This is a genomic window from Magnetococcales bacterium (assembly GCA_015232395.1).
Classification (GTDB): Bacteria; Pseudomonadota; Magnetococcia; order Magnetococcales; family JADFZT01; genus JADFZT01.
This window is the reverse complement of the sequence record JADFZT010000001.1, coordinates 1-25,643: the sequence shown is the minus strand read 5'-3', so window position 1 is coordinate 25,643 and position 25,643 is coordinate 1. Positions and strand designations below refer to the sequence as shown.

The following is a 25,643-nucleotide window of genomic DNA, read 5'->3' as shown; positions in this document are numbered from 1 at the left end:
ATAGCACTGGCTTTTCAATGCAACGCCCGATTTGTCTTGATTGATGAACGGCGTGCCAGGCGGATTGCTGAACATGCCTATGGTCTTCGGGTCAAGGGAAGTGCCGGTATTCTGGTTTCAGCCAAACGGAAAGGTTTGATATCCGAAGTGCGACCGTTGTTGGAAAGCATGATCCGACAAGGCTATTTTTTGTCGGAAAGGCTTGTCCGACAGGCATGCCTGGAAGTGGGAGAATAATGGGAAGATGAATCAATTTTTTCCAGATAATGGCCTGAAACTTTTTAGACGCTGGGCTGATTGACCATGTCCACTCCCAATCAGGCCTCTGATACCCTTTTGGCGTTGGCCCTCAAACACCGCCGGCTTCATCTGGGCTGTGGGGATTTTGCGCCGGAGGGGTGGTTGAACTGTGACGGCTCCTGGCATCTTTTTTTGGCCCGGCGTCCCTGGTTGAAAAAGCTGGCGGTGGCTTTGAGGGTGCTGCCCCGGACCCATCTGGAGCACCCCTGGCCGGAATCAATCGTGCGGATCAATCTGCGCCACAAGCTCCCCTTCCCCGACAACACCTTTGACGGGGTTTATTCTTCCCATGTCATCGAACACCTCCACCGCAACGAAGCCCAGGCGCTGATGAAAGAACTCCACCGCACCTGCCGTCCGGGGGGGATCGTGCGCATGGCGGTGCCCAATCTGGCCAAATATATCGCTGATTATCAAAACCGGATCATCTCTCCCAAATCTCCCAGTGAGACCCCGGCGGATACCTTCATGCAGCGGCTGCAACTACGGCCTCCCAACGCCCCGGTCTATCCCTCACGCCTGCGGACTCTCTATCACGCCCTGGTGGATTTTAACTCCCACAAGTGGCTCTACGACCGGGACTCCCTGATGGCATTGTTTCAGGAAGCCGGTTTTCAAACCTCCCGGGAGCGGGAGATTTTGGCGAGTGATATTCCCGGGATCGATGCCATCGAACGACCCGAGCGAATTGGCGGGGGGGGGACCCTCATTGTCGAAGGGGTGAAGGAAGGGGCGTGCCATGCGTGAACGCCAACGGCTGGTGTGGCTCTGTCCGGAATTTACGCCTTACCATGAGGTGCTGTTTGACGCGTTGGCGGCGGATGGGGCGTTTGATCTGAGAGTGGTGATCATGATGGGGCCTACCGAGTCCCACCCCTTCGAAACCAAGGACGAACGCCCCTATGAGTGGGATCTGGCCGATCCCCGCCTGCGGGTGGACGAAGGGTTGATCGATGATCTATTGCGGGAAGAAGCGGCCTGGTTTGTGGTCTCCTCTTACCTGAGACCCACCCTCATGGCAGCCATGAAAGTCCTGGCCAAGGCGGGTCGTCCCTTTCTTTACTATACCGACACCCCCCTCTCCCAAAAAATCCGCTGGACCCGGAGTGGGCCGGAAAAACGCTCCCTTTTAAGGCGCATCGGTCGGGCCAGACGTCTGGCCTGGATTTTTGCCAACGCCCACCGGGTGCTTGCCACCGGGGATTTTGGCGTGGGGGCGGTGGAAGCTTTGGGCTGTCCCCCGGAAAAAAGCGTGGTCTTTCCCTACTGGGTGGATATCGGCAAGCGCCCCCCACCCCGCAATCCCGCCCGTGGGGCCCGGCGATTTTTGGGCATCGGTCAGCTGATTTTTCGCAAAGGGTGGGATGTCGCCATCGAAGCGCTCTCCCGCATGCTCGACAACATGAGGGACGATACCGGAGAAAATGCCCCCCGGGTGCAGCTGCGGCTGATCGGTGATGGCCGGGACCGTTGGTTTTTGGAGGAGATGATCCGGGAAAAAAATCTCTCTTCCCACGTGATCCTTTCCGGTTGGCTGCAACCCCCGGAGGTGGCCCAGGCCCTGAAAGAAGCCGACGCACTGGTGCACCCTTCCCGTTGGGAGCCCTACGGGGTGGTGGTGATGGAGGCGATGGCTGCCGGCGTGCCGGTGTTGGGCTCGGGCATGACCGGGGCGGTAGTGGATCGGGTGGTGGATGGGGAGTCGGGTTTTATCCATCCGGTGGACGATGTCGCCCGCCTGGCCTGGCAGATGGAGCAGCTGGTGGAAGATGGGGAGCTTTTGGCCCAGTTGAGTCGGGCGGCGCGCAAAAAGGCCGAAGAGTGGCCGGTGCAAAGGGGGGTTGATACCATCAAATCCATTGTGCTGGATGGATATGGACGCCGAAGGGGTTGACCCATGTCCCCCTCCCCCCCTCCCCCTGGTGCTGGCCCGCGCCGACTGAAAATCGCCATCGTTTCCGGTATTCTCCACCCCGCCTTGGGGGGGCCTGCGACGGTGGTGGCGCGCCACGCCAGGGCCCTGCAGGAAAAGATGGATGTGACGGTGTTCGGTGTGGCTCTGCCGGAGCGCACCCCTGAGGTGGAAAAAATCTTTGCCCGGGTGCGGGTCTTTCCCGCCACCTGGCCCAGGCGCTGGTTTCGGGGCAAGGGGCTGTATCAGGCGTTGGTCCGGGCGCTGCCCGAATTTGACGTCGTCCACGCCCACATGCTCTGGGATCATCCGGTGTGGGCCGCCTCCCGGATCGCCCAAAAGCATCGCATTCCATTTATCCTCACCCCCCACGGCTCCATGATGGAACCCTGGCGCCACCGCACCCCCCACAAACGGCTCTATCGAGCGCTCCTGGGCAACACCATTCTCAAACACACAGCGGCTCTGCACGCCTTGAACCAGGAAGAAGAGGCCGCCTGTCGAAGGGCCCGGGTCACCACTCCCATCCGGATCGTTCCCAATGGTCTGGAAAAAGCGGAATTTCAACAAAACGGCAATCTGGAGCGAGGCTTGCAACGCTGGCCCAACCTGCGTGGCAAACGGGTGCTGCTCTATCTGGGGCGGCTGTGGGAGGGAAAGGGGTTGGGCCTTTTGGCCAGGGCCTGGGCCAACTGTATGGGGCGATCCCCTGGAGCCGATCCGCGCAAGCTTCCCGATGCCCATCATATTCACTCACCCAACAAGATCATCTCCCGGGAGCCATCCTGGATACTGGTACTGGCCGGTCCCGACTATCGGGGGTTTCGTCAGGCGTTGGAAAAGGAACTGGTCAGCCTCGGCATCGATCAGCAGCTGTTTCTCCCCGGACCGGTCTCGGGAGAGGCCAAGATGGATCTTTTGGGGCTCGCTTCCGGGTTTGTTCTCCCCTCCTTGAGCGAAGGGTTCAGCATGGCCCTGCTGGAAGGGATGGCTCAGGGGTTGCCGGCGATTTATACCACCGGGTGTCACTTTCCGGCGCTGGCCGAGCAAGGGGGCGGGATCGAGGTGGAAGCGAGTGAGACGGGGCTTGAATCAGGACTCAGACAATTTTTTGCCATGAACCCATCCAGTCAACAAGAGATGGGGCAGCGTGGTTATCAACTTGCCCAGAGCCAATTCACCATGGACCGGGTGGCTGGAGATCTGGAAGAGATCTACCGGGAGGCGATCACCGCTCTGAAAGCCCGGGGATAGGGTATATAGCAGTTCTATCTCAAAATTGGACTCCCTTTCCTGACTCGTCATCCCCGCGAACGCGGGGATCCAGGGAGCTAATGATTGTCCTCAAGGAAAGCCAAATCTTCAAGAAAGGCCTGTGTTCTGCTGAAAGTGATGCAAAGTTTGGAAAGGTTCGTGTCAGACTCCCTGGATTCCCGCATTCGTGGGAATGACGGCAAAAGTACAATTGCTATAGGGTTGATAAGGAATAATAAAAAGATCGAATAAAGCCTGAAATGGATCTGGGGGAGATCGTCTGGGGCTGGGGTGTATCACCATTTTTTCAGGAGGGGGATGGTCATGACGGAGATGACACTGCCTTGGCAGAGTTTGATGGTGGGGTTTGGTTTGACCGCAATGGCGCTTCAGGTGGGGATGCCTCTGGCCCAAAAGATCGGCTGGGTGGATCGCCCTTCCAAGCGCAAGCGCCACAAAACCCCCACCCCGCTGATCGGTGGGGCGGCGATGTTTTTTGGTTATGTCCCGGCACTCCTGCTCCAGGAAGGGCTCTGGTTTGAGCGGGAGGTCTTTCTGGTGGTGGCGGGTTTGGCTCTCATCGTCGGTTTTGTCGATGATTGGGAGACGTTGCGGGCGCGGTTTCGCTTTCTCACCGAATTTGCCATTGCCCTCATGATCACCGCCTGGGGGGGGGTCGCTGTCCACACCCTGGGGGATCTGGTGGGGTTGGGCGAGGTGGTGCTGGGGGTGTGGGAAATCCCCTTTACCATGATCTGTCTGGTGGGAGTGATCAATGCCGTCAACATGTCCGATGGTTTGGACGGTATGGCCGGGGGGCAGAGTCTGGTTTCGCTGTTGATGCTGTTTGTTCTGGCGGCGTTGGTGGGGCGCTGGCAGGAGGCGTGGTGGGTGGGGCTGTCGGTGATGGTGCTGATTCCCTTTCTGTTGTTGAACGCGCCCCTGCCTGGCCGAGGAGCTGCCCGGATTTTCATGGGGGATGCCGGTTCCATGTTTTTGGGGCTCACCCTGGCCTGGTTTACCGTCACCCTCTCCCAGGGATCCAATCCCGCCTTCGCCCCGGTGACCGCTCTGTGGCTGGTGGCCGTTCCTCTGATCGACATGTTCAGCTCGATTCTCCGGCGACTTCTCACCGGACGCAAACCTTTCAGCCCCGATCTGCAACACATGCATAACCTCTTTTTGGTGATGGGCTTTGCCAAGGGGGAGGTGTTTCTCATCATGGTGGGGCTCACCAGTCTGTTTGGAATCGTGGGCATTGCCGCTGATTTTGGCGGCGTTCCCCATGCGCTGATGTTTTATCTGTTGCTGGTTTTGTTTGCTGCATATAGCTGGGCAAGCATTGGTTTCTGGAAAAGGCACGAGAATTGCTAACTTACCGTTTCAAAGACTGTTTCAAAGAAAGAGGCGAGCAGATGCCGAACTTCTTACAGGATCTTTTCGGGTCGTTTTTTAAACAACTGGATGACTGGATTGAAACCTCACCAGCCCCAGGCCCGGCCCGACGATTTTTATGGATGGAGTCCATCCCGAAGATGCACCGATTGATCGTACCCCATCGTGGCATCTGGTTGCCGAAGAAAAAAAACCTGTCACGTCAGGCACTTATGGTTTTGGTGCTGACGGGTGGTTTTTCTTCCCAGGGGGTGGCGGAGGAGCAGCGGCCCCGGGGTATTCCGGTGGGGATTTTTCGGGCGATTCCCGAAATGCGCATCACCTCCAGCTGGGAAGATAACATTTATAAAACCGAAGACGGCACCCGTAGCGATCTTATTTTTTTGATAGAGCCCGCCATCGAATTGGTGACCCATTGGCGCAAAAACCGGTTCAGTGTCACTTACGGGGCGGAATTCGAACGGTATTGGAACCTTAACAGCGAAAACAATACCGGCCATGAATTGAACATGGATCTGGAGCTGATTCCCAACCGCAAGCTGCAATTCAACCTGGGATATCAGTTTTTGCTGGAGCACGAAGATCGGGGTGTGCCCGGAGCGGGGCAGGTGGTGGCCGAGTTGGGCCCCAACAAATGGCGCAAGCAGGCTTTGACCGCCTCTACCCAGTTTACCTTCAACCGGGTGCGGGCGTTGGTTGATCTGGGGGTGAGCGAACGGATCTCCCGAAACAACGATCAGGAGTCCCTGGATCGGCAGTGGACCGATGCCGGACTCACCATGATGTGGGCGCTGGCCCCGAAAACGGCTCTCCTCACCGAGTTGGGCTGGCGGGATATCCGCTACGACCGCTCACCGCTGCTGGACAGCGAAGAGATGCGGCTCCTGGCGGGGATCACCTGGAAGGCCCGGGCCAAGACCGAGGGCCGCCTGAAGGTCGGTGCCACCAACAAGAGCTATGAGCTTAATCCCGATCAGGACGCCACCACCATGACCTGGGAGGCGGATGTGATCTGGAAACCCCGGGAGCGCACCCAAGTCAATTTTGCCGCCATCCGGAGTTTTCAGGAGGGTGAGGAAGGGGCCGACCACTATGTATCGACCCAGCTGAAGGCCGATGTCAAACACGCACTGCGCCGCCGCTTGAGCCTCACAGGAGGGCTTTCAGCCAGCCGCAGTGATTATGAAGAGAGAGAGGAAGATTACTGGACGGCAGAGGTGGGGTTGCAATACCGGTTTCCCCGTTGGTTCACACTGGACTTTCAGTTTATTCACGCCATCAAGCGAAGTACCGAGGTTGGAGACGACTACGACAGCAATGCGATCATGCTGTCCCTTATCGGATCTCTCTAGTTGATGTGGTGAATGACAGTGATCAAACCAACGAATCATAAAGCGGAAGCAAGCGCCACCCGGCTGATCTGGCTTGGGGTGATGGTTGTTCTTCTGCTGGGGTGGGTCAACCACTCACCGGTATCGGCGCAAACAGCCGACAGCCTGCAATCGACCTATCGCCTGGGGCCGGGGGACAAGATCCGAATCGTCGTGGATGACGAACCGGAGATGACCCTGGAAACCAAGGTTTCCGCCCAGGGCAAGATCAGCTTTCCGTTTTTGGGGGAGGTCCACGTGGCCAAACTCACCGCCAAAGAGGTGGAAGAAAAGCTGATCGAACGGCTTCAGGATGGCTATCTCCTGCATCCGGTGGTGGCCGTCACAGTGAGTGAATATCGGATTTATTACGTCCACGGTGAGGTGGAAAACCCCGGGGGGTATCCCTTTGAACCGGGCTTGACGGTGCGCAAGGCGATCGTTTTGGCCGGGGGGTTTACGGATTTGGCGGACGAACAACGCATCACCGTCATCCGGGGGGACGATCCCGACTATCGGGAACGCACCATCAACCTCAACCAACCGGTTTTTCCCGGGGACATCATAACGATCATGGAGAGCTTCTGGTAACGGGGGCCTTCCAAATGAAAGGTTTCCCGGGGCCAGCCAGTGCAATCCGTTGTCAATACAGAGCGGGAACTCCAAGCGGCCCCAGGAGCTGATCCCCCGGCGCACCCCCCCTCTCCTCCAGGCTATGCGCCCCCGCCTCCGGAAGATGAGGGAGAGAAGGGCATCCCCCTGCTTTATTATTGGCAGGTGGTGCTCAAGCGCAAGTGGCAGGTGATGGCCATCATTTTTTTGGTGGTGCTGCCCACCGCCATTCACGTCTCCTCCATGGTGCCCCTCTTCAGCGCCTCCACCACCATGCTGATCGAGCAGAAGAAAAACAAGGTGATCTCCATCGAGGAGATCTATGGGGTGGATACCGGCTCTCAGACCTACTTGCAAACCCAGTTTGAGTTGATGAAAAGCCGCCACCTGGTGGAAGAGGTGGTGCGCCAGGAACGTCTTGATCTAGCCCCGGAATTTAATCCCAGCCTACAAAAAAAACGCCGGGGATGGACCTGGAAACAGTGGATTCCCCCGTGGTTGATGGCCTATCTGCCCCAGCCCAAGGCCATCCCCCAAATCAAAAACGAATTCAACCCGGAACGGTTTCGCTCCCTGGTGGATGCGGTCACTGGACGCATCTCCGTAGCCCCCGTGCGCAACAGTCAGCTGGTACGGGTTTCGTTTGTTTCCGAAGATCCTGAAATCGCCTCCCGGGTGGCCACCACCGTTGCCCAGACCTATATCGATCAAAAACTCGAAGCCCGCCTGCAGATGACCCAGCACGCAGCGGGCTGGCTCATGCAGCGGTTGGAAGGGTTGCGCACCAGTTTGGAGGAGTCCGAACGGGAGCTGCAGCGCTATCGGGAGCAGACCGGCCTGGTGGGATCCCAGGAAAAGGAGTCCATGGAGGCCCAGCAGCTTTCAGCGATCAACGTCCGCTGGCTCCAGGCCCAGGCCCGCCGCACCGAGGTGGAAATCCGCTACGACCGGCTTCAGGCGCTGCTGAAGGAGTATCAGGGCCAACTGGGGGATCTGCCCCTGGATGACAATCAGCTGGTGGTGAGTCTGAGAAAAGAGGCCAACAAGGTCAGCCTGCGCCTGACGGATCTGGCTGGCAGGTATGGCGAAAAGCATCCCAAAATCATCCGTTCCAAGGCGGAACTGGTGGAGATCAAACAGAAAATTGCCGAGGAGGTCAGCCGCTCCGTCGCCACCATGAAGCATGACTATTCGGTGGCCAAGCTTCAGGAAAAAAAAGCTGCCCAGCAGCTCAACGCCCAAAAGATGCGCCTGCAAAGCTATCAGAAAAAGGCGTTTCATCTCGCCAATCTGGAGCGGGAAGTGGCTACCAACCGGGAGCTGTATGACATGTTCCTGAAGCGGTTCAAGGAGACCGGCGTCAGCGAAGGGATGGAGCCTGACAACGCTCGCATTGTTGATCCTGCCCAAACTCCCCGGGGCAGCTTTGCACCCAACAAACGGCGTATCGTCACCCTGGCGGGCATGGCCGGCTTGGTGCTGGGGGTGTTCCTGGCGCTGATGCTGGAATATATGGATCGCACCATTCGGGATCCGGCGGAGCTGGAGCAGATGAGCGGGCTGCCGATTTTGGCTACTCTGCCCAAGCTTTCCAGCACCATCGGCAAGGCGTTGCCACCTCCGGAGGGGATGATGTCGAGCCAGCCCCGCTCGCCCTATGCCGAGGCGATACGTTCCATTCGAACCAGCATTCTCTTTTCCAACGTCGATACCCCTCCCAAGGTGGTGATGGTCACCTCCACCGTGCCTTCGGAAGGCAAAACCACGGTGGCGGTCAACCTGGCCCAGGCGTTCCACCAGTCTGGAGATCGGACGTTGCTGATGGAGGCGGATCTGCGCAAACCCCGATTCAATCAATTTTTCAATGTGGGTTCCACCGGTGGGATTACCAATCTGCTGGTGGGTCAGGATACTTTTGGCGGGGGGATTGGCTCCGATATTTTTGCAGGGCTTGGCAAGGAGTTGCAGTCTTCCAACGAACGCATGATGATCCAAAAGGAGATCGTCTCCACCGTGGAGGGGCTGCATATTCTCCCCTGCCAGGAGATCCTGCCTTTCCCCAGCGAGGTGCTGGCCAGCCGCAAATGGACCCGCATCATGGAAATCCTGCGGGAGGATTATGACCGCATCGTCATCGACTGCCCACCGGTGCTCGCGGTGACCGATGCCCGTATTGTGGGGGCTCAGGCCGATGGGGTGGTGTTTGTGGTGAGTGCCGGCAAGGCCCACCGGGACATGGTGCTGGAAGCGGTCCGGCAGCTCTATCGCTCCAGTGCCCGGGTGTTGGGTCTGGTGATGAACAATGTGGATATGAAAGAGGTCAGCTACTATCGGGGGGGTAAGGGTTATGGCTACGGTTATGGCAGTACCTACGGTTATGGTTGAGTGGAGTCAAATGGATCATGGCCGAATCCTTTTACGATAGAGAAAACCGCCTGCGGGTTGAGAGCGCCGCCGAAAGGGATTTGGCAGACGCCTTTCAGGATGATTTTCCCCCTGAGGGTGAAGCGGGCTCTCCTCCGTCTGGGGGGGCGGCGGGTTCCTTTCAAGAAGGACCGGTGGGCTCCTTTCAAAGTGGTTCGGGGGAAGGTTTATACAACGGGGGGGTGGATCCGGCTTTAGGGGTGGATGGTTCGGCCCACGATTTGCGGGTAGAGGTTATTTCCCGTCTCAACTGGCGGCGAAAAAGTCTCTATAACCTGGTTTTGGCGTTCTCTCTCACCCTGCTGGTCTGGGCGGGGGTGTGGGGGTTTGCCAGTATTCAGACCATTCCCGCCCGGTTGATTCTCGATGCCTGGGAAGATCCGGAGGTTCCCCAGGTGCCGGAGCCCCAGATGTGGCAGCTCGCGGTCAACGCCATTGAGCAGTCCCGCAAGCTGGCGCCCTTCCACGCCGACCACCACCTCACCCTGGCGCGTCTCTACCACCATCGCGCCCGGATTCATCCCCCGGGAAGTCACGAAGCCAAGGCTGATTTCAAGCAGGCGGCAGCGCTCTATCAGGAAGCAGCCAAACGCCGCCCCAGCTGGGGCTATCCCCTGCTCCTTCAGGTGCAGGCCCGGATTCAGGCAGGGGAAAAGATGGATCACACCATCGAACTGCTGATGCGGGCCATTCGCCTGGATCCCTGGTCGGAGGTGATGCAAAAAACCGGCTCCCGAATCGGATTTAATCTGTGGCCGCTGTTGGATGCGAGCCAAAAAGGGATGATCCAAAAATTGGTGACCCAGGCCCTCCCCCGCTACAGCCAGAACATTCTGCAAACAGCTGTTCGCCTCCACGAGGAGGATCTTGTCCGGCCCATGCTGGGGAACAATCCCGAGTGGCTGGCTCTTTTGGCGGATCTGCTGAAACGGCGTAAATTGCACTATAACGAGCAGGCTTATCTCAAGCGGCAAAAGCGCGCCGAGCAACAACGCATCGATTCCCGTAAAAAAGCCGCTCGTGAAAAAGCCGCCCGTCAAAGGCTCAACCTCGGCCTGGAGGGATCGAAATGAACCTCCAAGAGGACTCTTTTTGGGAGCGTTGGATCTTTCGGGCCTTTTTGGCGCTTTTGATCCTCCTTCCCCTCCCCCTGGGCTCCAATCGTCCCTGGGCTTGGGGGATCGCCGAGGTGTGGATTTTTGGGCTGTTGGCTCTTTGGGCGGTGGGTCGGCTGTTGGGCAAGGATCGCCAGGAAGGGGCCATGCCCAGGGGGCGCATGGCGATATTTTTGTTGATCCTGGGTTTTTTCTATCCCGTGATCCAGATGATTCCCCTGCCGGAGGTCTTGCTGACCCCCCTCTCCCCCACCAGCGTGATTTTGCGGGAAGCGGGTATCCTGCCCCCTGGCGCTGGCCCCATCAGCCTGGATCCTCACGCAACGGGGGTGGAGCTGTTAAAAGGGCTCGCCTACCTGGGGGCCTTTTGGCTGACTCTGGTGCTGACACCCACCCGAGCGCGTCTGACGGAACTGGTTTGGGTGGTGATGCTTTCCGGGGCTTTTCAGGCGGTTTTCGGTATTTTGACCGGTGACCCCGATCCGGCCAATCCTGTGAGTGGTACCTTTATCAATCGCAACCATTTGGCGGGATTTTTGGAGCTGACTTTTCCGGTGGCGTTGGGGCTCATGATCAGCTGGATGAACGGTCGCCGGAATGTCCCGGAAACCTGGGGGGAGACCCTACACGCTTGGCTTAAATTTTTGACCGGACGCCGGGGGATCGTCTCGATGTTGATGGTTTCGATGCTGCTGGCGCAGTTTATGACCCAATCCCGAAGCGGCAACGCCTGTCTTTTTGTTTCTTTGCTGGTGGTGACCAGCCTGTCGGGGATGCGTAAACACAAATCCCAGCGGGAAAAGCGGCTTTTGGTGCCTCTGCTTTTGATCTCCATCCTGGCGGGCACCTGGTTTGGATTGGGCCATTTGACCGGGCGTTATATCGAGACCGATTTAAAAGAGCAGGGTCGTTGGGGTATCTATGCCCAGACGGTCGATATCATTGCTGATTTTCCTCTGCTTGGGAGTGGGGCCGGCACCTTCGCTTATACCTTTCCCCTCTATCGGGATGGTCGGCTGCCGGGTTCTTTTCACGACCACGCCCATAATGACCATCTGGAAATTCTTTCGGAACGGGGGGTGGTGGGGTATGGCCTGATCATGGCTGGGGCTCTCATCTGCTGGGTGATGATTGTGCGGGCCTATCTGGTTCGTAAGGATCCTTTTGCCCGGGGGCTGCTTTTTGCCAGCTTGACCGCCACCGGCTCTCTCTCTTTGCACGGTTTGACGGACTTTAATTTTCAGATTCCGGCCAATGCCTTTTATTTCATGGTGTTGCTGGCTTTGGGGATGCGGGGGATGGATGTGCCACCACCGATCAGAAAACGGCGTTCCCGGCGGTAGTGGGCAAAAAAGAGAAGCCAAACCGCAACTTTCCCGATATGATTCTTCTCTAAATGGACATCCACCCGTTGGAATCGGGGAGCACCATGAAGAGCCTCTGGAAGCGTTTTTTATCTCCCATCCGGTTTTTTTTCCTCTCAGCTGTGCTGTTGCTGATTTTTCCCTTGAGTGCTCGGGGGGATATTGCCGGTGATTTTGCTGCCGGGCTTCCGGACCAGGCGGTTTTGAGCAACGCCCGGCAAGCGGGAAATCTTTCTGACAGGCAGATTATTGCCACTGCGATTGGTGTGGGCATGGATGCGGCGTCGGCTACGGCTGCGGCGGTGAGTATTGGCATGCCTGCTACGGCTGTGGTGGCGGCGGCTATTGAGTCGGGAGGGTCGACCCAAGAGGTGGTGAGTGCGGCGGTTGAGGCGGGTGGTCGCACACCGGAAGTGGTGAAGGCGGCTTTGGGTGCGGGTGGTGAGATAAAGGAGGTGGCGACGGCTGCGATTCAGGCGGGGGCGAATGTTTCAGAGGTTGTGACGGCGGCCATTGAGGCTCAGGCCAACCCCATGCTCGTTACCAGCGCTGCTATTCGGGCTGGTGGCGATGCGGGTGAGGTGGTGACGGCGGCTCTTTTGGTGAACGCCAATGTGATTAGTGTCACGACGGCGGCGATTCGGGCGGGTGGGAGTGCCAGTGAGGTGGTGACGGCGGCTTTGGATTTGAATGCGGATTTGGCCACGGTTACTTCCACGGCGATTCGGGCTGGTGCCAATGCGACGGATGTGGTGACGGCTGCGGTGAGTTCTTCCGGGGATGCGGCTGGGGTGACGATGGCGGCGATTCGTGCGGGAGGGGATACAGCTGCCATTGTGATTGCGGCTATTTCGGTGGCTCCTGCGCAGAAAAAGGCGGTGGTGACGGCGGCGATAGCGTCGGGTGCGGATGAGAGTGAGGTGTTGGGGGCGGCGATTATCGGGCAGGAAAACAGTGAGGATCCTGTGGATGAGGATATGGTTCCCAGTCCATCCTGAAGAATATGCTTTTGATTTAAACTATTAAAAAAAAAGATGGGGGGGATTGGGGGGAATTCTTTCCCCCCAAGGTCTTTCTTTTGATCTTGATCTGCTTCTCTTATCTTTTGATTTTTTTAATCTTTTGATTTACCACCCCCCGGGGGTGTGGGGGCTTGCCCCCACGGTTTGTGTTTTTCTTTTGATTTTAATCTTGACCTGTTTCTCCGGTTTTTTCTTTGGTTTCCCAAAGCAGTCAAACGTCATTGTTTGAACCAAAATTTGGTATCAACCGGTCCACTCCTCTCTCCCCTCCCTACCCCCCTCTCTCATTTTTAAATCAAGCTCTTCTCCCAACCTACCGATTAGACTTGGATGGTTGAATAATGGCTTTTGTCACGCTTGGGTGTGCGTTTTTTTTCCAGCAAACCGGCCAGGCTTTATGGTACCATAAGAAAAAATGGTGCTTTTGTGATACATTGCCGATCACAGGCGTTTGACTGGGAAAATACCGGAAACCAACCTGGCTACCGGGTGTCCAAAGTCACAGGGAAAAACCACAAGGAAAGGTGGAAACCATCCGGAGAAACCGGACGGTTGGGAGGGAATCTATGAAAAGGGCGCGTATTACACAAAATCAAGGCGTTGCGTCCATGGAATCGGAAAATTTCCGAGCCTCCACAAACCAACGCTCCGGCTATGGCACGTTAAGTGTGTCATCTTGCCTTTTTATGGCCTGTCTGTTCACCCTGGCAGGTGTCAAACCAGCCCAGGCAGGGGGGCCACCCCTCTCTGATGTCATTCCGTCAGCCGGTCATTGGGCCGCCACCAACGACACCTCAGGGACCAACACGATGTTCACCTCCTCCTTTCCGTCAGCCGACGAAGAGGTGACCCTGGCCCGATCCCTGAAAAAAGCCCTCCACGCCGCCCTCTCCCCCACCGAGGCTGATATCGACCCCTGGCGGGAACCGGTGGATTTTTTCTTGAAGCCTGACCGCACCTGGACCCCGGACTTCAACGACGAAACCAACCGCAGCCGGGAGCGCGGCAAGGAACTTTACAAAGAAGCCCTGGATCTGGCGGAAAATGCCATCAAATCCGATGTCGAACTTTTGGCTGTCCGCCACGCCGAAAAAAATCCCCTCCTCTCCTGGACCACCGAGGAGTTTAATCTTTTGGGATTGGTCACCCTGCCTCCCCTGCTTGGCAACTATCAATTCGACGATCACGCCTGGCTGGATCACTCCTGGAGCCCCGGCAACCCCCTGGCCATCCGGCTGGGCTGGACCCCTCTGGATCCAGAAGGGATGAAGCTGGAGATGCGCCCCTTGAAACCCTTTGCGGATTCAGGGGAATTTTTTTCCAGCCTGGTCATCGGTGGAGAGCTTTCCGAGGATGAAAACCTGCTCCAGGCGGCTTGGGATTATCGGGGAATCCACTTTTACGGGGCGATGATCGACGCTGGAGAAGAGGGTCGCCGGGAAGTTCTGGAAGCCCAGTATGCCATGGGCGAGGATGAAACCTTTTCCACCCAGTTTTCCGCTGAACGGGATCACGGTTCCGCCCATGACAATCGCCTGATGTTTATCTACTCCTTCCGGTTTTAAATCCGGTTTGTTTTATCTGGAAATCAAACGGGGCCAGGCAGACAAGCCGGCCCCGTTTTTTTTGTTCGTTTTATAGCAGTTCTATCTCAAAGTTGGACATTTTTCCCTGACTCGTCATCCCCGCGAAGGCGGGGATCCAGGGAGTTGATGATTGCCCTCAAGGAAAAACCAAATCTTCAAGAAAGGCCGGCATTTTGCTGAAAGTGATGCAAGATTTGGAAAGGTTCGTGCCAGGCACCCTGGATTCCCGCATTCGCGGGAATGACAGAAAAAGTACAGCGGCATATGTCCAATTTTTGATTTGAATTGCTATATAAATCACTCACCAAACCCCCCGATCCAGCCCGGGAAAGGTTTCAGGGCCTTGCCGGTGAGGGTGGTGATGCCCTTTTTGCACGCTTTTTTCAAGCTGGCATCCATTCCCTTTTTGAGCCACCAACCACCCGCAACAACAGGCTTTGATTCGGCAATCATGGCGAGCTCTCCCTCGCCGGACCACGCCTTGGCCAACGGTGCTGCCACCCCCACCCCCTGCACCTCCCGATGGAGAAGCAGAGCCACCGCCCCGGAATGGGTCCCGCCAAATATCTGCTGCTCCGGCTTGACCTCCACCCCGGCTTGTACGAAGAGTTCCATGGGTAACTGATAGCCGGAGATGGCCTCGGGAGAGACAAAGCCAATCGCCTCACCCCGCAACAAGGTCAAATCCTCAATCCCGCTGGTCCCATGCACCAGGATGGCCCCAGCCACATGGCTCTCCCCATCGATGCTTCTGGCGTGAACCAGCAGCTGAAAGTTGGCCAGCCGTTGCCGCTCCTGATCAATGGGAAAGGGGGAAAATTCCAGATCAACGCCTGCCGGTGTGGGTTGGTTGCTGGCGAGTACCTCCAGAGCCACAGGGCACCCCTCAGCGGCCATGGCCTTGGAGATGCGCTTCAGATGGCGACTGCGCTGCTGCCCCCCATCCCCCACCCGCAAAACGGTCCGCAATTTCACCTCCGAAGCGCTCACCTTCCCCCCCTGCCCCACCAGAAGCGGCCAAACCATCACCCCGAGGGTAAGCACCACCACGATCAACCGCCTGACGCTCGTCAACAAAACAGCTTCCATCTTCATGCTACCTTTCTATCATCGAATAGACTTGGCTTGATTGATCCATAATGAATGAGAGGGCTTGTTCCCGCTCTCTTTCCCCGTCATCATCCAAAAAAAGGAGGCCAGCCAAGAAATTTCATCCCAAAAGCAAAAATGCCAAGGCCACTTTATATTCTATCCGCTGCCAACCCAATCCTTCAATACATTGACCTGAAACCACTGGCGCCCCATGACCCATCACCCGGCAATCCACTCTCCCCCCACCCTGGAACAGGCCATCGTTCAGCAAAAAGCGGGCAACCCCCAAGGGGCAGCGGCTCTTTATCAGCAAATCGTCACCCACAACTCCCAAAACCACCAGGCCCTCCACCGCTGGGGCATCCTCGCGCTACAATCAGGAAACCTGAAACAGGCCCTGCAGCTGATCCGCCAGGCTGTGGCCTTGAAACCAAATAATCCCAATTTTCTCAATACCCTGGGGAGTGCTATTGCCCAGGCGGGGAACTTTGACCGAGGGGCGATGGTGCTGCGCAAATCCCTCACGCTCAACCCAAAAAGTCGGGCAGTCTACCAAAACCTGCAAAATATCCTGAAAGATCGCGGCTGGGCAGAGGCCCTCACCGAGATGGCTCCGGCGGCGGAGGTGTTCTATCCTGCTCCCCCCAGTACCATCTCTTTGGAGCTGACCAACCACTGCAATTTAAAATGCCCCTACTGCGGCAGCCGCAACCTGACCCGGCCCCGGGGAGAGATCGAATGGTCCCTCCTGGAAAAGCTGGTCCAGGAGTGCCACAACCGCTATTACGACATCGCCAATCTGCACGGCACCGGCGAACCCCTCCTCTATCCCCGGCTGGAAGAGGCGATCACCCTGATTAAAAAAGCCAACGCCGGGGAAGCCAGCTTTGGCACCAACGCCACCCTGTTGACTCGGGATCGCGCCAAAAGCCTGCTTGATGCGGGATTGACTTCCATCTGTTTTTCCCTCGACTCCCTGGATCCCGACATCTACAAAGCCACCCGGGGGGCCAATCTTGGCAAGGTGCTCAACAACATTCACGGCTTTTTGGCCCTCGCCAGTGACGACATTCAGGTGACCATCGCGCTGATGGATTCGAAGCTCCAATCGGTCGATTCCCAACAGGAACAACGCTTCCAGGAACTCTTCGGCAGCCAGCCCAACGTCAAGCTCAATCGGGTGGAAAATATCCTGTTTCCCAACGCCCCCGAGGATTACCGGCGAGAGAGCGAACACAAGGGGGGATGTTTGAGCCCCATCAACTATTTTACCGTCGCCTGTGATGGTCGGGTTGCCCTGTGTTGTGTGGATCAGGATGTCCGCCACGCCCTGGGAGACATTCACCACCAGAGCCTGGATCAGATCTGGTTTCATCCTGAAAATCAACGCACTTTTCGCAAGATAGCTTTGGCGGAGACGGGAGCCCCCGGCGTGTGCACTGAAAGCTGTGTTTTGAAGGGAGTTGTGGGCGGATGATGCCTCTTTTTTGTTTATTGTCAGTATTTTTCAGGAGCCTTCAAGCATGGCGCTGATCACCCTCCATGAGATTTCCATCAGCTTTGGCAGCGCCCCCCTGCTCCAAGGGGCCAATTTGGTGATTGAGCCTGATGAGCGGCTCTGTCTGGTGGGGCGCAACGGGGTGGGCAAGACCACCCTTCTTAAGCTGTTGGCCGGGGAAATTCAGCCGGATAACGGCACGGTCTCCTTGAAAAAAGGGCTGCGGGTGGCACGCCTGGGACAGGAGATCAGCCACGATCAAGGGGGGACGGTGTTCGAAGTGGTTTCGGAGGGGGTGGGGGAAAAGGGCGCCCTTTTGCGGCGTTATCATGAAACCACCCTGAAACTCGCCGACCGTTTTGACGATGCGGGCATGGCCGCCCTGGAAAAACTACAGCATGAACTCGACGCCCAGGGTGCTTGGGATCTGCACCAGGGGATCGAATCGGTCATCTCCCACCTGAAACTGGATGGTGAGATGCCCTTCCAGGATCAGTCCGGGGGACAAAAACGGCGCACCATGCTGGCCCAGGCGCTGGTGGGCAAGCCCGACATGTTGCTTTTGGATGAACCCACCAACCATCTGGATGTGGAAACCATCGACTGGTTGGAAGGTTTTCTGAAAAATTTTCGGGGTTGCCTGCTCTTTATCACCCACGACCGGGAATTTATCCGACGCCTGGCCAGCCGCATCATCGAGGTGGATCGGGGGCGTTTGACCAGCTGGCCGGGAAATTATGATCTCTATCTCACCCGTAAGCAGGAGGCTTTGAGCGCCGAAGCCGGACAAGCGGCCAAATTTGACAAAAAACTGGCCCAGGAGGAGGTGTGGATCCGCCAGGGAATTCAGGCCCGACGTACCCGCAATCAAGGACGGGTCAGAGAGTTGCACCGCTTGCGGCAGGTACGCCAGGAACGCCGGGAAAAATTGGGGCAAGTCCGCATGGAGCTATCCCGGGCCCAACGCTCCGGCAAGCTGGTGGTGGAGGCGGAAAAGGTCCAATACAGCTGGGACGGGACCCCTTTTATTCAGGATTTTTCCACCATCATCCTGCGGGGGGATCGCATCGGCATCATCGGCCCCAACGGCTCCGGCAAAACCACTCTGCTGCAACTGCTCCTGGGCCAGATTCAACCCACCGCCGGATCCATGCAACGGGGCACCCGCCTGGAAGTGGCCTATTTCGACCAACACCGGGCAGAACTCGACCTGGAAAAAACCGTGGAGGAGAGTGTGGCCGGGGGACGAAAGATGATCACCTTTAATGACCGGGAAACCCATGTGATCAGCTATTTGCAGGATTTTCTTTTTACGCCTGATCGCGCCCGCTCACCGGTCAAGGTGCTCTCAGGGGGGGAGCGCAATCGCCTGCTTTTGGCCCGGCTCTTCCTCAAGCCCGCCAATCTGATGGTGCTGGACGAGCCCACCAACGACCTGGATGTGGAAACCCTGGAACTCCTGGAGGCTCTCCTCATGGGCTATCAAGGGACGCTGCTGGTGGTGAGTCACGACCGGGCCTTTATCAACAATGTGGTCACCTCCACCCTGGTGTTTGAAGGAAACCATCGTATCGGGGAGTATCCGGGAGGGTACGACGACTGGTTGAAGCAACGCACTCCCCCCCCGTCGGAGGTGGCAGCAGACGCCAAAAAAGCCAAAAAGCCTACGGCCAAACCCCGCAAAGCCGCTTCAGGCCTCACCTATAAGGAACGCCTGGAGCTGGAAGCACTCCCCGGACAAATCGAAAATTTGGAAGCGACCCACGAAAAGCTGAACGCTCAATTGGCAGATCCGGAATTTTATCAGTCTGAGAGAGACCGGGTAGCCGAGGTGCAAGGGGAGCTGGAAGGGGTTGAAGGTGAGCTGGAAGCCGCCTATGCCCAGTGGGAGGCGTTGGAAGCCAAGAGCAAGGGGGCAGGCTCATGATATCGCGTGCTGGCCAGTAAACGCTCCAGACGAAGGTTATGGATTAAGAAGGGGGGGCAAGGCTCAAAGGGGAACTCAAAACAAAAACCCGGACCGAAGAGTTATCTCCGATCCGGGTTTGGTAGACTCTCTGAAGACGGTTTTGCCGCCTATTTCGGGGGAGTAACCGAAACGATTGGCAAGGGGGTTTAGGTGGATTCTCTTTTATCTTTGAGATAATCCCGGGGAACCGTCTCAAACAGTCATCCAGCAGGCTTAAGCAACGATCTGGCAGATATTAACACGCATCCAGCAGGCTCAAGCTATTTCAAGCGGGTGAATCAGTCGCACTGATTGAGGTCAGGACGCTTGGCGGAGCAAAAGTTGAGGCCATCGCCTTTGGGGTTGCCGGTGGCATCAAATCCACCCACCAGGGCTTTGCCGTTGAAGTCAGCGGTGATTTTTTTGTATTTGGTGATGTCCAAACGGCTGTTGCTGCAGGATTTCAGGGCTTTGGCCTTACAGGCTTCGGCGGTGTCGGCGGGTTTCACTTTGTCGCAGGCTTGCTTGCCGCCACATTTTTTATAGGAGATGGCTTCCTGCCCTTTACAAGCGGTCCGCACATAATGGACCACACATTCCGCCTGGGCGGCTGCTGTCAGTCCGAAAAATGCCACTGCGGCTGCTGCCAGGATGAGTTGCTTTTTCATGTTCGTGACCTTTCAAATCTGGTTTGGGTGTGTTTACTGAAAAGCAATCTACACTGATCAGTGGTAAAGAAAAAGATTGTCACGGCCTTTTTACAAACCCGTCATATACTTAACATTTCCTTGTGGTTTCAGGGGGGGCTTTTATCTGGCTTGGGGGGACAGGAGGGGGCGGTTTGTCGGCCTGTTTGCAGGGTGTCTCGGGCTGGGGCTAAACAGAGAAAAGCGGTTTTTGGGGGAGCCTGCCATGGCTTGATACACCCCTCGTATGGACAAGGGGCGAGGATAGCGTTTACCATTCGTTCTCTGATTAGCAGGATCAACCTTATTGTTTTGGATCAACCGGGATCTCCCCCAACTTGCCTGCCCACGGATATCATGGACGTTGCTTCCCAGACAGACCCCGTTGACGACCGGCCAGCCCAGGCAGCCGCTCCGGAATCAAGCGCCCGTCAAGAGAGCCTCACTCCGCCCCAGGAGACGGCCCTCATTGTACTCAGTAAGAATCTCCTGCTTCCCCTGGATGATCTGGTAGCGGTCTGTAACCGAATTTTTAATCGGGATTTTTCCCGGCAGGCCATTGCCAACTATTTGAAACTGCAAAATATTGCTGATTTCAGGGATGTGCAGTTCAAGGAAGCCAACGGCGCTCAAACCACGCGCAAAATGTTCAAAAAATGCGACCCTGGCTTCATCTATCTCAATGTCGAACCGCTGCCGCCTGTAGAGGATGGTGAGGGGGTGTCGTTTCTGTTTGTCGGGATTGATCGGGCGACGCGTTGGGTGTATATGACTGTTTTTCAAGAAAAGAGGCCGGAAGATGGGATCGCTTTTTTGCAGATTTTGAAGAAGGCGGCGCCATTTCGCATTTCCCACGTGCTGACGGAAAACAGCGAGGCGTTTTGCCAGCCCGCTTCAGCTGAAGCCCCGGCCCAAACTGAACACCCCTTTTATCAGGCGTGTGGGCGGCTGAATATCGACCAGCGGATCATTGATTCAGCACCAACGGATGAGTCAGGTCTGGCGCTTCAGAACGAACGCATCAGCGTCCTTCTCAAAGAGGCGGGTATTGGTTCCAGAAAGGCTCTTTACCAGGCTTTGGATCGCTTTGAGGTTCTCTATAACGGGGAGATCACCCAGTCCAATCTGGGTCACCTTACACCTGCTCAAACCATTGAAATGTGGAAACAAAAGAAGCCCCGCCTGTTTAAAAAAAGCCTCTATGCCATCACAACGCGGGATATCATTATCATTGCCACCCTGTGGTTCGGAACCTGTATTTTCTTCGCCTCCCTTTCACAGGGGTGATGAAATGCATCGGCTTTGCTTGGCGACACGCTCGCTCCCAGAAGCACCACCCCAATCGTTGCTGGCCACCGAAAAACGGATTACAATTCCCTCCCATGTCCCCGTAGCTCAGTCGGATAGAGCAACGGATTCCTAATCCGTAGGCCGTGCGTTCGAATCGCGCCGGGGACACCAATTAAAACAATGGGTTGTCATGGTTAAGCCAGACCAAGAAATCACTTAGTGCTACCCTGGTGCTACCGTCGGAAGAAGTTCAGAGGAAATTATTGCACCCCCTTTGACAGCCTTTGGGTTAACCTTGAACAAGCTTCATCTCTATCCAAAGGCTCTTCCTTCAACCCATCCTCATCCTCCACGGGAAAAGAAATCCCCAGCCGAAGCTAGGGGCGGCCAATCATTTCCTTTTTTTATAGCGGTCATTTTTTAAATCTATCTAAAACACAAAACCCGTCACACCAGGATGAATGCTGCATCACTTATCCTTCACGTAAAATTAGTCTATCCTCGCTCCCAATTCGACCATAAGCCCCCCATCCATCCTTTTGGCGGTGGTTCCGTCTTAAAGCCGACTGGCATCATGCGCCCCTCATAGCCTCTTATAAGAGAGCTAAAATCGATTTAGTCACCCAGGCGAGACAAGTGGGCATCCCTGAATCTTAAAATCGATTCCAGAGTTGAAGCGTGGGGGTTTGAGGACTCCCTCACCCTTTCCTGGCCAGATGCTGCCGGAAAGTGATTGGGTGGGGCACCGCCTACGGGATCATCACTAAGCGGATACCCAAACCATAGCCACCCCCACTTGGTGAGTGGAAAAAACGACGGGCACAACGAAGACCCTCGAGACTACTGCTGTACCACCCAGCACTACGAGCCACGGGAGCAAGACCGCTTCCCTCATATATTGGGTCTTCAGCCGCATGGCTGGAGTAAGCGCTGTCGGAATATGTATCTTGAACCCATTCGTAAACATTCCCATGCATGTCATACAGACCCCATGCATTAGGCTCTTTTTGCGCCACAGGGTGGGTTTGGCTGTCAGAATTGGAATCATACCAAGCATAATCGCCCAACTGATCCTCATCATCCCCAAACGACCAGGCTGTAGTGGTTCCAGCCCGGCAGGCATATTCCCACTCTGCCTCAGTGGGTAGCCGATAGGATCCCTCCCTACGATCATTCAGGGAGTCAATGAAATCCTGAACGTCATCCCAGGAAACGGTTTCAACGGGGCAATCATTACCACAATCGGAAAAAGAGGAAGGAGTGGTTCCCATCACGGCCTCCCATTCCCCCTGGGTCACCTCGGTAGTTTGCATATATAAATCCTTGGTGATGGTGACTGTATGGATAGGGGCTTCATCAGAGTTGCAGGAATACCCGGATTCGCTGTCTTCACCTTCGCAGCCCATTTCAAAGGTGCCAGAGGGGATGGGAGTGAATACCATTCCAAGAGAATTGGTGATCCTCGTCTCGGTCGGGTCCCACACTAAACGGAAGCCGATATAGTAGTTGTTGTTAGCCGGAGAGTTTGCCCTACGGTAGGAGCAGCGTAGGCCATTAGGTTGATAGCCATAGTAACCACCACGTGTCACCATCTCCGTGTCACCATCCACCTCATACACTGGATCTTCAAGTGCATGATCTGAATATGCCGTGAAAGAAAACTCATCCTGAACCCATTCGAGGACATTCCCATGCATATCAAAAAGACCCCAGGCATTGGGCTCTTTTTGGGCAACTGGGTGAGGCTCGTTATCGGAATTGGAGCCATACCACGCATAATCCCCGATCAGGCTGTCATCATCCCCAAATGACCAGGCGGTTGTGGTCCCCGCTCGACAGCCGTACTCCCACTCCGCCTCAGTGGGTAACCGATACGTTCCTTCAACCATGCTGTTCAAAGCATCGATAAATCCCTGAACATCATTCCAAGAGACCGTCTCGACTGGACAGCTATCACCACAACTTGAAAAAGAGGATGGATTGCTTCCCATCACCGCCTGCCACTGGGCCTGTGTCACCTCTGTAGACTGCATATAGAAATCTTGCGTGATAGTAACGGTGTGCGCTGGGTTTTCATTTGGAAGACAGGGTAATCCTGACCCACTGTCATTATTTCCTTCATCACACCCCATTTCAAAGGTACCAGAGGGGATAAGCACGAAGTCCATATCAAGGGAGTTGGTGATAAGATCATCTGTGGAATCCATGTCATCAGCTACCGTCGGGCTGGTTCCCTGCTGATATTCCTCAAGGTTGGTGGAGCCGTCACCATCGGTATCGTCAGCGGCATCATTAGCATCTAGGGAGTCAAGGCCATATTGCTCCTCGAACTCATCCGACATCCCGTCACCGTCATCATCGGTATCAGCGTTGTTCCCGATCCCATCTCCATCGGTATCGGTGGTTTCAGTGGAGTCATCTGGAAAGGCGTCTTCAGCATCATTCACCCCATCGCCGTCGGAATCTCCATCTGTGATAGCTTCCCCATCTCTCACCAACCAGACATTCTCTTCATTTGCCTTGGATATGGGGCTGTTCACCCCCCTCTCGAAGGTGACCGTCCAGGCCGCACTTGTATCGCTTGCGCTTGATGTGCTCGACCAATAGGGGACGCTGGATTGAACCCCAGCAAATGGGTGCGTAGATGGTAATGCTGGTCCCGACTGGCCGTTATCGAAAAGGCTTTCCAGCTCCAGTACAGTCGGCAGCCTCCAATCGGAATGCTCACCGGTGTATCCGTCACATGAGGTTGTGTTTTCATTTAAGGCCGTTGCCAGAGAGAGGGCGGCCTCCCAATCCTGCACCCCCCAACAATCAGCGTTTTGCATCCATGAAAGGGTGGTCAGGTTGTCGGTGATGGAACCGTCGCTGTTGTCGGTAAACCGTGTATCAGGCCAAGCCACCCCCGGCTGAAGGTCACCATCATCTCCATCGGCGTAGGATATGGTTTGTCCTGAATGGGGAACCAGAGCTTGGCTTTCGGAATCATCCTCTGGGACATCACCACGGACAGGCCAAACATAATCGGTACTTGTCTTGGCGGCCCAGCCGTAAGCACCGCTCGCAAGGCTAAGGCTCCAAGCCTGCGTCTCTGCGCTATAGGCGTAAGATGATGAAGTCCAATACCAGTATGATTGTACATCAATGAAGGGATGGTCGGCTTGCAAGGGGGGATCATATTGGCTGCTGTTGATCAGGCTCCTTAACTCATTCTTTGTCGGCAGACGCCAATCTGTATAACTGCCACCATAGCCACTACAGGTCTCTGTGCTTGCATTTATCCCAGACACCTTTTCAAGAGCCGCTTCCCAATCCTGCAACCCAAAGCAATCAGCGTTTTGCATCCATGTGAGTGTGGTCAGAGAGTCGGTGATAGTGCCATCGCCGTTATTGATGAAACGAGGGGAAGGCCACTCAACACCCGGCTTCAAATCTCCATCATCTCCGTCTGCATAGGATGTTGTTTGCCCAGTCTGAGGGACCAAAGCGGTTGAGGCTTCCGAGGTAGGATCTGTGGCTGATCCAGTCAACCCGAAAGTTTGCACTAGAAAAACAGCCATCTCGGCCCGGTTGATGGTCAGGCTGGGACAGAAATTTCCGGTATCGCACGTTTTTGATGGATCAATGGTGTCATCGGAAAACCCTTCAGCATCCAGTTGCTCAATGAAAGCCCCCGCCCAATAATCTGAAGAAATATCCCCGTAGACACTGCCCGTTGCCCCTGATGGCTGATAGTCGGAGCCATATTTGGCCCGCAGCAGGAAAATCGCCATCTCAGAGCGTGTGATTTCCCGGCTGGGACAAAAGGTGGTGTCAGTGCAACCGCTGGTAATCCCCAACTCAGCTAGGCTTTCGATATAATTGCCAGCCCAAAAATCGGCTGGAGTGTCATCAAACACCAAGCCGGAAGCGGTATCAGGGATATGGTCTGAGCCATACAGGACTCGAATCAGGAAGACTGCCATCTCTGCCCGTTGCAGGGTACTGTCAGGGCAATAACTCTCTGTATCGCAACCCAGGGTGATACCCTCATCAGCGATGATCTCGATTTCATCATAGGCCCAGTGGCCACTTGAAACGTCGGTGAAAGCCGATGCTGGGGAAGTGTTCAGGAACAGGGGGATGAAAAGGCCAATGAGGGAGAGAATTGTTTTCACGGCGAATCTCCAAGGCGGGAAATGATTGATAGCAATAAAGTCACAGCTTCTCATTCATTCAGCACCCCAGCAAGCCAAGATAATTCTATAACGGTTCAATACCCTCATGGCGCTACTCAAATGCGCCCATTTCGCTTGTCAATCCATACTAAGGAGTCACTTGCTAACCAGCGCATGGATGACCAAAAAACAACATTGCACACTTGAATATTGTTAAATTGTGTGGGAGACATGCATCCTGTGCACTACACTCCTTGAAGTAGGGCAACACATTCACAGCGTTGCTCTAATCCGCCCGCTTCCCTCCTTGAAATACGGTTTTCCTTCAGGGAAGGGGCAAAGGTGCCCTGAAGCCATAAAGATCGATCCTGGAGCTGTAGCGACGCTCTTTTCAGGGGTTAGAGGGGGATCATCATTCCCGACAACATCCGCATATCCTGGTTTACTCTCAATGCCCACTGGGAGAACTTGACTCCTCCCTTGGCCCCTCTCTTTTTATAGAATCCACACCACCATCAGGGTGACCCATCACCCTTTCCACAAATCCCTGACCAGCCTATCAGGGTGTGCCTCTCGCAATGTCTCCAAGATTTCCCCCACAGCCCCTGTTAGCGCATC

18 protein-coding genes, 1 tRNA gene and 5 pseudogenes are annotated in these 25,643 nt (G+C 55.8%); 16 read left to right on the top strand and 8 right to left on the bottom strand.

The genetic code is table 11. The features are described from left to right. The 12 genes from HQL52_00120 to HQL52_00065 form a co-directional block, all read left to right on the top strand. Positions 1-237 (top strand): DUF3368 domain-containing protein (locus HQL52_00120; GenBank protein MBF0367839.1); only part of this gene is annotated, 237 nt, incomplete at its 5' end. A 66-nt stretch (positions 238-303) separates the two neighbouring features. After that, on the top strand, positions 304-1,047 hold the full coding sequence (locus tag HQL52_00115) for a class I SAM-dependent methyltransferase (protein MBF0367838.1): 744 nt from the start codon (positions 304-306) through the stop codon (positions 1,045-1,047). Further along, on the top strand, positions 1,040-2,194 hold the full coding sequence (locus HQL52_00110; GenBank protein MBF0367837.1) for a glycosyltransferase family 4 protein: 1,155 nt from the start codon (positions 1,040-1,042) through the stop codon (positions 2,192-2,194). The genes HQL52_00115 and HQL52_00110 overlap by 8 nt, the downstream gene beginning before the upstream one ends. 3 nt (positions 2,195-2,197) lie before the next feature. Then, positions 2,198-3,466 carry a glycosyltransferase gene (locus HQL52_00105; GenBank protein ID MBF0367836.1) on the top strand — a complete coding sequence of 423 codons (1,269 nt, stop codon included), beginning with the start codon at positions 2,198-2,200 and terminating at the stop codon, positions 3,464-3,466. Between the two features lie 324 nt (positions 3,467-3,790). Beyond that, entirely contained in the window at positions 3,791-4,840 is a 1,050-nt protein-coding gene (locus HQL52_00100; protein ID MBF0367835.1) for an undecaprenyl/decaprenyl-phosphate alpha-N-acetylglucosaminyl 1-phosphate transferase, read from the top strand. A gap of 41 nt (positions 4,841-4,881) precedes the next feature. Beyond that, positions 4,882-6,213, top strand: coding sequence for an outer membrane beta-barrel protein (locus HQL52_00095; GenBank protein ID MBF0367834.1), 1,332 nt, complete (start codon positions 4,882-4,884; stop codon positions 6,211-6,213). Positions 6,214-6,231: 18 nt separating this feature from the next. Beyond that, positions 6,232-6,822, top strand: coding sequence for a polysaccharide export protein (locus HQL52_00090; GenBank protein MBF0367833.1), 591 nt, complete (start codon positions 6,232-6,234; stop codon positions 6,820-6,822). A 39-nt stretch (positions 6,823-6,861) separates the two neighbouring features. Then, entirely contained in the window at positions 6,862-9,228 is a 2,367-nt protein-coding gene (locus HQL52_00085; GenBank protein ID MBF0367832.1) for an AAA family ATPase, read from the top strand. 17 nt (positions 9,229-9,245) lie between these two features. Then, positions 9,246-10,340 (top strand): hypothetical protein, encoded by a 1,095-nt coding sequence (locus tag HQL52_00080; GenBank protein ID MBF0367831.1) that lies wholly within the window; start codon positions 9,246-9,248, stop codon positions 10,338-10,340. After that, on the top strand, positions 10,337-11,725 hold the full coding sequence (locus HQL52_00075) for an O-antigen ligase family protein (protein ID MBF0367830.1): 1,389 nt from the start codon (positions 10,337-10,339) through the stop codon (positions 11,723-11,725). The genes HQL52_00080 and HQL52_00075 overlap by 4 nt, the downstream gene beginning before the upstream one ends. 86 nt (positions 11,726-11,811) lie before the next feature. After that, positions 11,812-12,744: a hypothetical protein gene (locus HQL52_00070; protein MBF0367829.1), complete on the top strand. Its 933-nt coding sequence runs from the start codon at positions 11,812-11,814 to the stop codon at positions 12,742-12,744. Between the two features lie 632 nt (positions 12,745-13,376). Next, positions 13,377-14,333, top strand: coding sequence for a hypothetical protein (locus tag HQL52_00065; GenBank protein ID MBF0367828.1), 957 nt, complete (start codon positions 13,377-13,379; stop codon positions 14,331-14,333). 318 nt (positions 14,334-14,651) lie between these two features. Here HQL52_00065 and HQL52_00060 read toward each other — a convergent pair whose 3' ends face one another. Beyond that, positions 14,652-15,449, bottom strand: coding sequence for a PhnD/SsuA/transferrin family substrate-binding protein (locus tag HQL52_00060; protein MBF0367827.1), 798 nt, complete (start codon positions 15,447-15,449; stop codon positions 14,652-14,654). Between the two features lie 208 nt (positions 15,450-15,657). On the opposite strand from HQL52_00060, the gene HQL52_00055 reads away from it, so the two are divergent. Beyond that, on the top strand, positions 15,658-16,923 hold the full coding sequence (locus HQL52_00055; protein MBF0367826.1) for a radical SAM protein: 1,266 nt from the start codon (positions 15,658-15,660) through the stop codon (positions 16,921-16,923). Between the two features lie 46 nt (positions 16,924-16,969). Next, the gene (locus HQL52_00050) at positions 16,970-18,871 is read left to right on the top strand and encodes an ATP-binding cassette domain-containing protein (GenBank protein MBF0367825.1); all 1,902 of its coding nucleotides are present in this window, start codon (positions 16,970-16,972) and stop codon (positions 18,869-18,871) included. A gap of 320 nt (positions 18,872-19,191) precedes the next feature. On the opposite strand, the gene HQL52_00045 is transcribed toward HQL52_00050, so the two are convergent. Next, on the bottom strand, positions 19,192-19,560 hold the full coding sequence (locus tag HQL52_00045; protein ID MBF0367824.1) for a hypothetical protein: 369 nt from the start codon (positions 19,558-19,560) through the stop codon (positions 19,192-19,194). A 375-nt stretch (positions 19,561-19,935) separates the two neighbouring features. Here HQL52_00045 and HQL52_00040 point away from each other — a divergent pair, with 375 nt between their 5' ends. After that, entirely contained in the window at positions 19,936-20,865 is a 930-nt protein-coding gene (locus tag HQL52_00040) for a hypothetical protein (protein ID MBF0367823.1), read from the top strand. Positions 20,866-20,962: 97 nt separating this feature from the next. Next, positions 20,963-21,039, top strand: a tRNA-Arg gene (locus HQL52_00035). Between the two features lie 578 nt (positions 21,040-21,617). On the opposite strand, the gene HQL52_00030 is transcribed toward HQL52_00035, so the two are convergent. The 6 genes and pseudogenes from HQL52_00030 to HQL52_00005 form a co-directional block, all read right to left on the bottom strand. Next, the gene (locus tag HQL52_00030; GenBank protein ID MBF0367822.1) at positions 21,618-22,460 is read right to left on the bottom strand and encodes a formylglycine-generating enzyme family protein; all 843 of its coding nucleotides are present in this window, start codon (positions 22,458-22,460) and stop codon (positions 21,618-21,620) included. A 66-nt stretch (positions 22,461-22,526) separates the two neighbouring features. Continuing rightward, positions 22,527-23,075 (bottom strand): annotated as a pseudogene (locus HQL52_00025) (formylglycine-generating enzyme family protein). 282 nt (positions 23,076-23,357) lie between these two features. Beyond that, positions 23,358-23,696 (bottom strand): annotated as a pseudogene (locus HQL52_00020) (DUF1566 domain-containing protein). A gap of 177 nt (positions 23,697-23,873) precedes the next feature. Then, positions 23,874-24,641, bottom strand: a pseudogene (locus HQL52_00015) (DUF1566 domain-containing protein). Continuing rightward, positions 24,636-24,833: pseudogene (locus HQL52_00010) on the bottom strand (S-layer homology domain-containing protein). The pseudogenes HQL52_00015 and HQL52_00010 overlap by 6 nt, the downstream one beginning before the upstream one ends. Further along, positions 24,828-25,079: pseudogene (locus HQL52_00005) on the bottom strand (S-layer homology domain-containing protein). Before HQL52_00005 ends, HQL52_00010 begins: the two co-directional pseudogenes overlap by 6 nt. Positions 25,080-25,643: the final 564 nt, after the last annotated feature.

Bases quoted from the DNA above. Each gene is read 5' to 3' on its own strand.
- HQL52_00050 (MBF0367825.1), top strand. From the start codon at position 16,970: ATGGCGCTGATCACCCTCCATGAGATTTCCATCAGCTTTGGCAGCGCC.
- HQL52_00060 (MBF0367827.1), bottom strand. From the start codon at position 15,449: ATGAAGATGGAAGCTGTTTTGTTGACGAGCGTCAGGCGGTTGATCGTG.
- HQL52_00065 (MBF0367828.1), top strand. From the start codon at position 13,377: ATGGAATCGGAAAATTTCCGAGCCTCCACAAACCAACGCTCCGGCTAT.
- HQL52_00070 (MBF0367829.1), top strand. From the start codon at position 11,812: ATGAAGAGCCTCTGGAAGCGTTTTTTATCTCCCATCCGGTTTTTTTTC.
- HQL52_00100 (MBF0367835.1), top strand. From the start codon at position 3,791: ATGACGGAGATGACACTGCCTTGGCAGAGTTTGATGGTGGGGTTTGGT.
- HQL52_00110 (MBF0367837.1), top strand. From the start codon at position 1,040: ATGCGTGAACGCCAACGGCTGGTGTGGCTCTGTCCGGAATTTACGCCT.
- HQL52_00055 (MBF0367826.1), top strand. From the start codon at position 15,658: ATGACCCATCACCCGGCAATCCACTCTCCCCCCACCCTGGAACAGGCC.
- HQL52_00040 (MBF0367823.1), top strand. From the start codon at position 19,936: ATGGACGTTGCTTCCCAGACAGACCCCGTTGACGACCGGCCAGCCCAG.
- HQL52_00080 (MBF0367831.1), top strand. From the start codon at position 9,246: ATGGCCGAATCCTTTTACGATAGAGAAAACCGCCTGCGGGTTGAGAGC.
- HQL52_00045 (MBF0367824.1), bottom strand. From the start codon at position 19,560: ATGAAAAAGCAACTCATCCTGGCAGCAGCCGCAGTGGCATTTTTCGGA.
- HQL52_00105 (MBF0367836.1), top strand. From the start codon at position 2,198: ATGTCCCCCTCCCCCCCTCCCCCTGGTGCTGGCCCGCGCCGACTGAAA.
- HQL52_00030 (MBF0367822.1), bottom strand. From the start codon at position 22,460: ATGGTGACACGTGGTGGTTACTATGGCTATCAACCTAATGGCCTACGC.
- HQL52_00075 (MBF0367830.1), top strand. From the start codon at position 10,337: ATGAACCTCCAAGAGGACTCTTTTTGGGAGCGTTGGATCTTTCGGGCC.
- HQL52_00115 (MBF0367838.1), top strand. From the start codon at position 304: ATGTCCACTCCCAATCAGGCCTCTGATACCCTTTTGGCGTTGGCCCTC.
- HQL52_00095 (MBF0367834.1), top strand. From the start codon at position 4,882: ATGCCGAACTTCTTACAGGATCTTTTCGGGTCGTTTTTTAAACAACTG.